9 protein-coding genes are annotated in these 7,836 nt (G+C 36.1%); 1 reads left to right on the forward strand and 8 read right to left on the reverse strand.

Features of this window, described 5'->3' with window-relative positions:
* The first annotated feature begins 232 nt into the window (after positions 1-232).
* The gene (gene phnD / locus GC097_RS29180; protein ID WP_246294532.1) at positions 233-1,591 is read left to right on the forward strand and encodes a phosphate/phosphite/phosphonate ABC transporter substrate-binding protein; all 1,359 of its coding nucleotides are present in this window, start codon (positions 233-235) and stop codon (positions 1,589-1,591) included.
* Positions 1,592-1,887: 296 nt separating this feature from the next.
* Here phnD and GC097_RS29185 read toward each other — a convergent pair whose 3' ends face one another.
* The 8 genes from GC097_RS29185 to GC097_RS33965 all read right to left on the reverse strand — a co-directional run.
* Entirely contained in the window at positions 1,888-2,142 is a 255-nt protein-coding gene (locus GC097_RS29185; protein ID WP_171686792.1) for a hypothetical protein, read from the reverse strand.
* A gap of 305 nt (positions 2,143-2,447) precedes the next feature.
* On the reverse strand, positions 2,448-2,750 hold the full coding sequence (locus GC097_RS29190; protein ID WP_171686793.1) for a hypothetical protein: 303 nt from the start codon (positions 2,748-2,750) through the stop codon (positions 2,448-2,450).
* A 266-nt stretch (positions 2,751-3,016) separates the two neighbouring features.
* Complete coding sequence (locus GC097_RS29195) at positions 3,017-3,979, reverse strand: NAD(P)H-dependent glycerol-3-phosphate dehydrogenase (protein WP_171686794.1); 963 nt, start codon at positions 3,977-3,979, stop codon at positions 3,017-3,019.
* A gap of 183 nt (positions 3,980-4,162) precedes the next feature.
* On the reverse strand, positions 4,163-4,453 hold the full coding sequence (locus GC097_RS29200; RefSeq protein ID WP_171686795.1) for an immunity 53 family protein: 291 nt from the start codon (positions 4,451-4,453) through the stop codon (positions 4,163-4,165).
* 80 nt (positions 4,454-4,533) lie between these two features.
* The gene (locus tag GC097_RS29205; RefSeq protein WP_171686796.1) at positions 4,534-5,361 is read right to left on the reverse strand and encodes an excinuclease ABC subunit UvrA; all 828 of its coding nucleotides are present in this window, start codon (positions 5,359-5,361) and stop codon (positions 4,534-4,536) included.
* Positions 5,362-6,015: 654 nt separating this feature from the next.
* The gene (locus GC097_RS29210; RefSeq protein WP_171686797.1) at positions 6,016-6,282 is read right to left on the reverse strand and encodes a hypothetical protein; all 267 of its coding nucleotides are present in this window, start codon (positions 6,280-6,282) and stop codon (positions 6,016-6,018) included.
* 642 nt (positions 6,283-6,924) lie between these two features.
* Positions 6,925-7,326 carry a hypothetical protein gene (locus GC097_RS29215; protein ID WP_171686798.1) on the reverse strand — a complete coding sequence of 134 codons (402 nt, stop codon included), beginning with the start codon at positions 7,324-7,326 and terminating at the stop codon, positions 6,925-6,927.
* Between the two features lie 172 nt (positions 7,327-7,498).
* Positions 7,499-7,836: hypothetical protein (locus GC097_RS33965; protein WP_216625934.1), on the reverse strand; the 338-nt coding region annotated here is incomplete at its 5' end.

Genomic DNA, 7,836 nt, shown 5'->3' on the forward strand with positions numbered 1-7,836 from the left:
TCTATTTTAACATAAAATAGATTATGCAACGAAGGGGATCAGGGACTCTCTGTTGAGCTATTCTGCCCTTTAGTTTAATAGTGGCGAAATTCTTAAGGGGAATCCCCGCTGCAGATGCTACCCGGTATTTTTTGTTGCAAACTTGCCTGCCTACAAACCTTCCACAATATGGTAATATGAGATAAAGCGATAGTTTTATCAGAAATATAAAAGATTTATAGGGGGATTATATATGAAGACTCTAAAAACAGCACTGTGCACTTTCTTACTTAGCATGTTATTTTGTTTTAATAATGGGTTAGCAATGGCTGACAACGTTCTCATGGCTAATATTGTGATTGATAATCAGACGCTTCATCTTGAAGTTCCGCCTGTTAATCATCAGGGGACTGTCATGGTTCCTATGAGGCCTATTTTCGAGGCGCTAAATGCACAGGTTACTTGGAATAAAGAGGATCAGAGTATTGTTGCTAAAAAAGACAACATATCTGTTCAACTTTTTATTGGCTCACAGTTTGCTTATATCAATAAGGGGGCCGTTGTTTTAAGCGGTGTTCCCTATATTAATAACGGGAATACAATGGTTCCGGTAAGGTTTATTGCCGAAACTTTCGGGGCTCTGGTAACTTGGAATTCTGTTGATCAGAAGGTTAAGATTGTTACATCATCTGAGGTATTAGATGATACATCGCAATATCGTCCGTACTCTTTGGATCAGAATAGTGCCGCATCTTCTGCTTCTTTTGTACCCAGCGAACTAAGGATTCAATTCGTCCCTTCTCAAATGGCGGAACTTTTACTGGCTAAAGCAAAACCCCTTGAGAAAATGCTTAGTGAACAGCTTGAAATCCCCGTCGAATTTAGTGTCAATACAGATTATAACAATGTAGTTAAATCTATGAAAGCTAAGACTATTGATCTAAGTTTTTTGCCACCCTCTTATTATGTTTACGCACATGATAACCTTAAAGCAGTCGATGTGCTGTTGCAGGCATTACGCTATGGTGTAGAAACTCCAACTGGAAAGTCAACTCAAGAACTTGTTGATTTTTATCAAGCAATGTTTCTCGTTAGAGCAGATTCGCCTATCCAAAGCATTGAGGACTTAAAAAATAAAAAAATTGGATGGCAAAGTGTGACCTCAGCTGCAGGCTATGTTTATCCAGGATATTTGTTGTTAAAGAACGGAATAGACCCTTTTCGTAATGTAACAGGCGAGCAATTCAGGGGACATGACAAAGCAGTTCAAGGACTGCTGAATAACAAAGTAGACGCTGTCGCTGTATTTCAAGATATTCGAACCAATATGCTGAAAGATTACCCTAATGTTATGAATGACACACGTATCCTTGCATTTTCAAGTAAAATCCCCAACGATACCATTTCTGTTCGTTCGGATATGCATCCGGAATGGCGTAAAAAGATTCAGGACGCATTTATTGCTATCGTTAATGATCCTGAGGGGAAGAAAGTTATTCAAGATGTGTTTAGTCATCAAGGTTATACTGTCTCCGAGGATAATAAATTTGAAATTGTTAGAGAGGTTAATGAATGGTTATATGATGAGTTGAACACAATTCAAAAACCCTGAAACTTGATAACAGAAGGAATGACTTTAGAAGGCAAGTGATGTGATTGCAACTAAAATATAGGAATTGTCACTCATACTAGATGAGATAAAAATAGATACCATCTGGCGTGGGAAAGGCTTTAAAACACCTTGTAATGCTTCAGCTAATCTGCCCAATTGCTTAATGAGGCTGCCCGATCTATTCGCGGCAGCCTTACTTTTTAGTTCCTGAACTAACGTATCCGTTAGTTGAGCGACGAATACAGAAACATATATGTAAATATGGTTACTTCCTGAGGAAGAGGCTTGTCTCACCATTAAAATGGGAATTTAACTAAGACTATTATTAATATTGTTACGCCGACTCCACTCATGAATAATCCAGCTCTTTTTTTCTGAGGGAAATAAGAGGATATCCCATTAAATATTAGTGAAAAACATAAACCAACCATCATCCATGATGATATAATCGATTTTCTTGGTAAATCCACCACAGCTACTAAGGAATAAATAGCAATTGAAACTACAAATAAACTAAACATAATACCTAATATCCTAATAATTTTCAACATAAATTTAACCCCCATAAATAATGTTTGAAATTCATAGATCGAGCAACAGAAGTCTTTCAATTTTAACACATATTGGAAATAACCTGACCATTAGCTTAATCAGTTGGTCAAAATTCCTCCCTGCCCTCCGTCGGGAATGGGATAAAGTGGTTGTCACCCAGCAGCATTCCATATCTATTTATACACTCACTGAGTGCTATTACTATAAGCGATACAGCGGCACAAAAAAAACCACCTAGCAATCGCAAGGTGGCTTGATTTAAAGCTAAAAGGCATGAGCCGATCAAGGGATAAATCTATTTACTTTAACGCTTTTCTAGTTCGCTTAAAAATAGTCCTTTGGCTTTGTTAACAATTACTCCTAAAAGTTTTGTATCAACAAATCCCCACGAATCAAATGTATTTATGATACCCTTTAATTGAGCGTAAGCAGTCAATAATTCAATTCTAGAAACATCCGTAATTTTAATTTTCTTTTGTACCAAACCATGTAAAATTCTAAAACAAATGATTTGTTCGCCGTTAACACTCATTGCCTCAGTTCCATCATGGAGTGCTTCAATTTCTTCGATTTCTTCCTCAGAAAAGAAATTTTCAGGCTTACTCATTGCTCGTACCTCATTTCAATTTGGTTAAATCAATAAGTCATTTTCTTTTCCCATGATTTGCAGAGGTAGAATTCTTAGTTTTCCATATTCAAATTGCACTATGAACAATTTTTTAGGCATAACTGGCTGTTACCTAAAAAAGAAAGGAACAGCTGCTTGCCACGGCGATCTACTCCCTGGTAATTATGCTAACGTGTCCCGTTAGCGTAATACTTAACACTTACCCACGAACTAGATACAAGCTGAAGTACGACGCTATTATTAGTTTAAATGCTTTCAAATTTCACGGGTCTCATAAATAATTTTATCAGTTGCTCTTTTGGATCGTTTCCTTCAGAAATAACAGAATCAACAGCTTCACAGATTGGAAGATCCACATCATACTTGGTGGACAATCGCAATAATGCTTTAACAGTTGCCGCTCCTTCAGCTAATTTTTCGAATGTCTCTTTTTTTACAAGTGCCTCACCAAAACGTCGATTATGACTATGCTTAGAAAAGACGGTTGCTTCGTAATCACCGAGATGCCCTAAACCATAAATAGTTAATTCGTTACCACCCATTGTCTTTACTAATCTCGCAATTTCTTTTGTCCCCCTAGCCATTAAGGCTCCCTTCAAGCTTGCATAACCTAATCCATCCAGCATACCCGCTGCAATTCCAATAACATTCTTCGCTGCAGCACCTATCTCATTTCCCAATAAATCTTGCCCGTAATAAAATCGTATCGTCTCACTTCCTAAGCTGTCGACAAGCAATTTAGTCGTGTTCACGTTATCTGAATCAATAACCATACAGTTCGGGATGTCTTGTACAAAATCTTGTACGTGACCGGGACCAACCCAAATTGCTAAATTTACAGATGAATGTATCTCTTCGATGAAAACCTGTGAGAGTCTTTTTCCAGACTCCATTTCAAGTCCTTTCATACATAAAACAAATGTCTTATTTGCAATTTCCATTGAATTTAACTGCTTTGCAAAACCTCTAAGTTCCTGGGCACTAATAGCGATAAAAATGATATCTGAGAACTGAATGGCGTCAACGATACCATTCGTTAAACGTATGTCTTGAGGTAATCTTAAATATTCATTTGTTCTGTTATGTACAATATTTTGATAATTTTTTGATTCTTCTCTTCCCCACAACATGACTTCATGTCCTATCTTATTTGCATACCACGACAAAAAAGATCCCCATCTTCCGCAACCTAGTACAGTAACCCTCATTATGTAGCACTTCCTTTATTTTCGACGTACTTCATTTAACGTCTTATTTGTATGAAATTCGTAGAAAAATTACATCTTAAGTTATTCGTATTATTATTGAATTATCCTGCCCGTTAGCAGGGAAAAGGCAGCCGTTTAATGTCGGCTGCCTTCATTAGTGATTTATTAAGCTATAGTTCCCAGTTAGTTCAATTCTACCCAATCTTTGAAGATTAAAAGAATTTCCCCTAAATTTTTAGGACCACCAAACCCTTCAAAGTACCCTTCTTTCAACCTACAATGTATCCAATCATGCTCGGTTCTTTCTTTGACCAAACTTTCAAATGGTTTATTTTCTAAAGTAGTTTCTTGCAAGTTTATTTTGACACTCCAACCAGGATTATCAAGCGTTCCGATTTTCAGTCCATAACAATGTTCCCAATCTCCATCACACTGTGATAAATACCAATCTTCCAACCATTCTGTTAAATTCAAATTGAAATCCCCCTGAACTATTTCATTTCAATCTTCCTTTTACTTCAATGGAATCAAAAAGGAGTTGCCAAAGCGGCTCCTCAACTATCGTATCCGTTAGTTGAACCAACTTTTGGATTTTCCGAGACTTTAACATCGAAAACCGAAAGAGATTTTAGACCAATCTTATTTAGATAAGACAGGCGCAATTCTATATCATTAATCAATTCACAATAATTATCTAAAACTTTCGTGTCGCGACCATTACGCAATTTCTGTACAAACAATAATGATTCTGAAATCGGCATTCTCAACACATCTGAAAGGGAATTCCCCATAATTAAGTGTTCAAGTTTCAACACGATTTCGGAACAACTCGGACACTTATCATGATGGGAGAATAATTTAATCGCCCAAAGGTTTCCTTTACTAGTTGTCCCTGCATCACGCAAATATTTCAAATCGAAAACGCAACCGCGATAATAATTATTATGTTCCTTCTTCTTGTGAACGTACATAACAGGTGCCTTATCATATCCATAAAGTAAAATATCGGTAAACTGCCTATCCTGCTCAGCAAGTGGCTTTTCATATTCAATTCCTATCATTTTGGCTAATTCTCTAATCTTTACAACAGGTCCGCAGTTAGTACCCGCCCATAAAAGCACCGCTCCTTTTTTAAGTGAGAGTTCGGTTGCTATCATACGGCTTGGATCAATATCACTAATGACAGTGCCTGTGCCGTTACATGTAGGGCATGTAGAGTAATTAGGGGAGTTTTCTCGTAAAGACCAAACGCCGTTTTTCTCTCTGGCCTCACTAGTATTCGCATACAATAACCAAAGAGGTTCTAACACTCCAGTAATCGTACTAACAAGGGATCCTGGTCTTTTGGCGTAAAACTTTTTATGGGGAAGTCCAAATTCCAAATTTAAAACCCCCTTTGGCTGCTTATTAATCCCTCCTAAATTATACCAACAACATATTATCAAGTAAATATTTTTACTCAGAACTAATCTGCCCTTTAGCTTAATCTGATTTCACTTTAAAAAGGAATTTGCGACTGACATAAAAACTCATAGAGGGTGTTCTTGTTTATGTACATTAACAGATACCATATTATTTCTTTGCCTTCGCTTGCATGTACTTAAATATGGACCACCTTGATATTATGAGTAGAAGAATTGAAATAGCGAGGTATTTCCCAACATACAAAAGAAATCCACTGTAAGTTATGGTAGGGTCATCAAAAAACAATGTCCCAACCACTAACCATAATAGAAAATACATTGTCCCTACTACACCTACGGCTTGAATAAGCTTTAAAATATGAATCATTAAACTACTCCTCTAAATCTCGATTGATAAGTCACTGAATTTTTCTATTAGTTTTAGTTTATTAAAAGAATATACTCAGCCACCACTACTACGCAAAACTCCCGTTACTTCAACAGACAAAGGCCGCCGATCGTGTCGTGTACCGCCTGCCGTCATGTCGTGATTGAACTATAGTGTCCAGTTAGAGCTTAGGAATCATCTTGATCTATTGATACTTTCTTTGCTTTATTAATACAACTTGGTTTTCACTCATGTAATCCTAGAACCCATACAATTAGAAAGAAAATAGCGGGAATGCATACTAAAATTGCTATTAATACATACCAAAATAATGGTGTAATAATTAATTCTTTTAACACACCCACTGAACTATTCTTTGATACATTTTTTTCTACTCTTCTCAAAGATTCTTTTAAAAATTTAGTGTTATAAGCATCTTCCTGCTCCTGTAGAGTACTCCAGAGTCCATCAAATAGTTTTTTATTAAGTTCAGTGTAATCATTATTTTTCAACTTTTAATCACATCCTTAACTTAATTTAATATATATTGAAGGACGCGTTTTTCTACTCATAATTCCAAAATATGCATAATGATTAGACGTGTTTATTTAGAAATGGTTGCGCTAAAATTCCCCGTTAGTTTAATGTCATAACCAATTTTAGACTAGTCACTCCCGGTAACTTTTTAATTTTCTCCATCCTTGCCAAAGCAACATTGTAACTGAAACTATTATAGTAATAAGCATGCTTTCGCTTTGTAGGTAATTAAAAAAATCATTTCGAACTGTTTCAGGAGTAACAACTATTCTGTATAAAGTATTAAAAAGTACCCATATCCAAAATAACATTAAAATGTAAGGAAGTACTTTGTTAAAAAGCACTTTATAAATATCTTGTAGACGTTTAAATGGTAGTAACACTAATATAATTACCAACGCAATAATCAAGTAGATCAATATGTTTTTTATAAAAAAGTCCACTTTGCCCCTCCCACTAGATAGAATGCAGTAGTATTTTATTTCTTTATTCTGTTTCCGTTTTATGTTACCCTGTCTGTCCGTTACCTCAACAACAAAGGCAGTCGATTGTATGCCGGCTGCCTTCATGTTGTGATTGAACTATCGTCTCCCGTTAGCAGAACTTTAAAGCTATCTCTATTCAGTTCTAGGGTTTGTAAATAGACCGATAATTTCTATAATCTCGGCTTCAGCAACACGGTTTGGTCCCTCCATGAAATATCCTTTAAGTCCTACTTTAATATCATGAATATGTCTTTCCTCTCGTGCTTTAGGAAACATTATCCACATTCTAGCGGTCCCTGATTCTAAAACTGAACATGTCTCATTAATAATTATTTCTCCGTTCTCATATTCGAATTCAGGGTGGATGACTCTCAACTCAATCCCTGTCTCTAAAAAATCCCCTTCTAAAGCAAAATCACTTCTATATCCTTGTCTAGGAAGTATTTTCCTACCTCCTTCTTCCTTCTTAAAAAATCTATACTTTACTTTAAAATCAGGTGGAAACCCACGCTTTACTTCATTTGATATCCACATGCGAGTACCCCCAAAAATGTTATTATAAGTTATTCTCTGCAATAGAAATTTTTCCTTTATTTGTAACTATCCTGCCAGTTACTTCAATAAGGCTGCCGTTTATATGTCGCGGCAGCCTCATTTTGTTGGTACTGAACTATTTTTCTCTGAGGGGTCTTTATTACATAAAGCGTTAGAAAATTCGTTTTTTTAATAATTTATAATAAGGAATTACACCGCTATTTGAATTACTAAAGGGGATAATTTCCTCAAGTATTGGAGCCCGTGTCCTAGATATGTGTATACCTTGGTTACATGATTCACACCAAATTGCTAAAAAACAAACTCGTGTGACTTCGTCTCCAACAAATTTATGTTTAATTCCCGATTCTCGACACTCAGGGCACTGATCTGGATTTTTACTGCTCATAATTGCAATAATTATTTCTTTCCAACTAGGTTCCATTTTGTGAATCACACCCCCATGGTGCAATTTTTGTACTGACTTAATGGTACCACATATTGGAACTG

The sequence above is a fragment of the Paenibacillus planticolens genome, from assembly GCF_013141725.1.
Classification (GTDB): Bacteria; Bacillota; Bacilli; order Paenibacillales; family NBRC-103111; genus Paenibacillus_E; species Paenibacillus_E planticolens.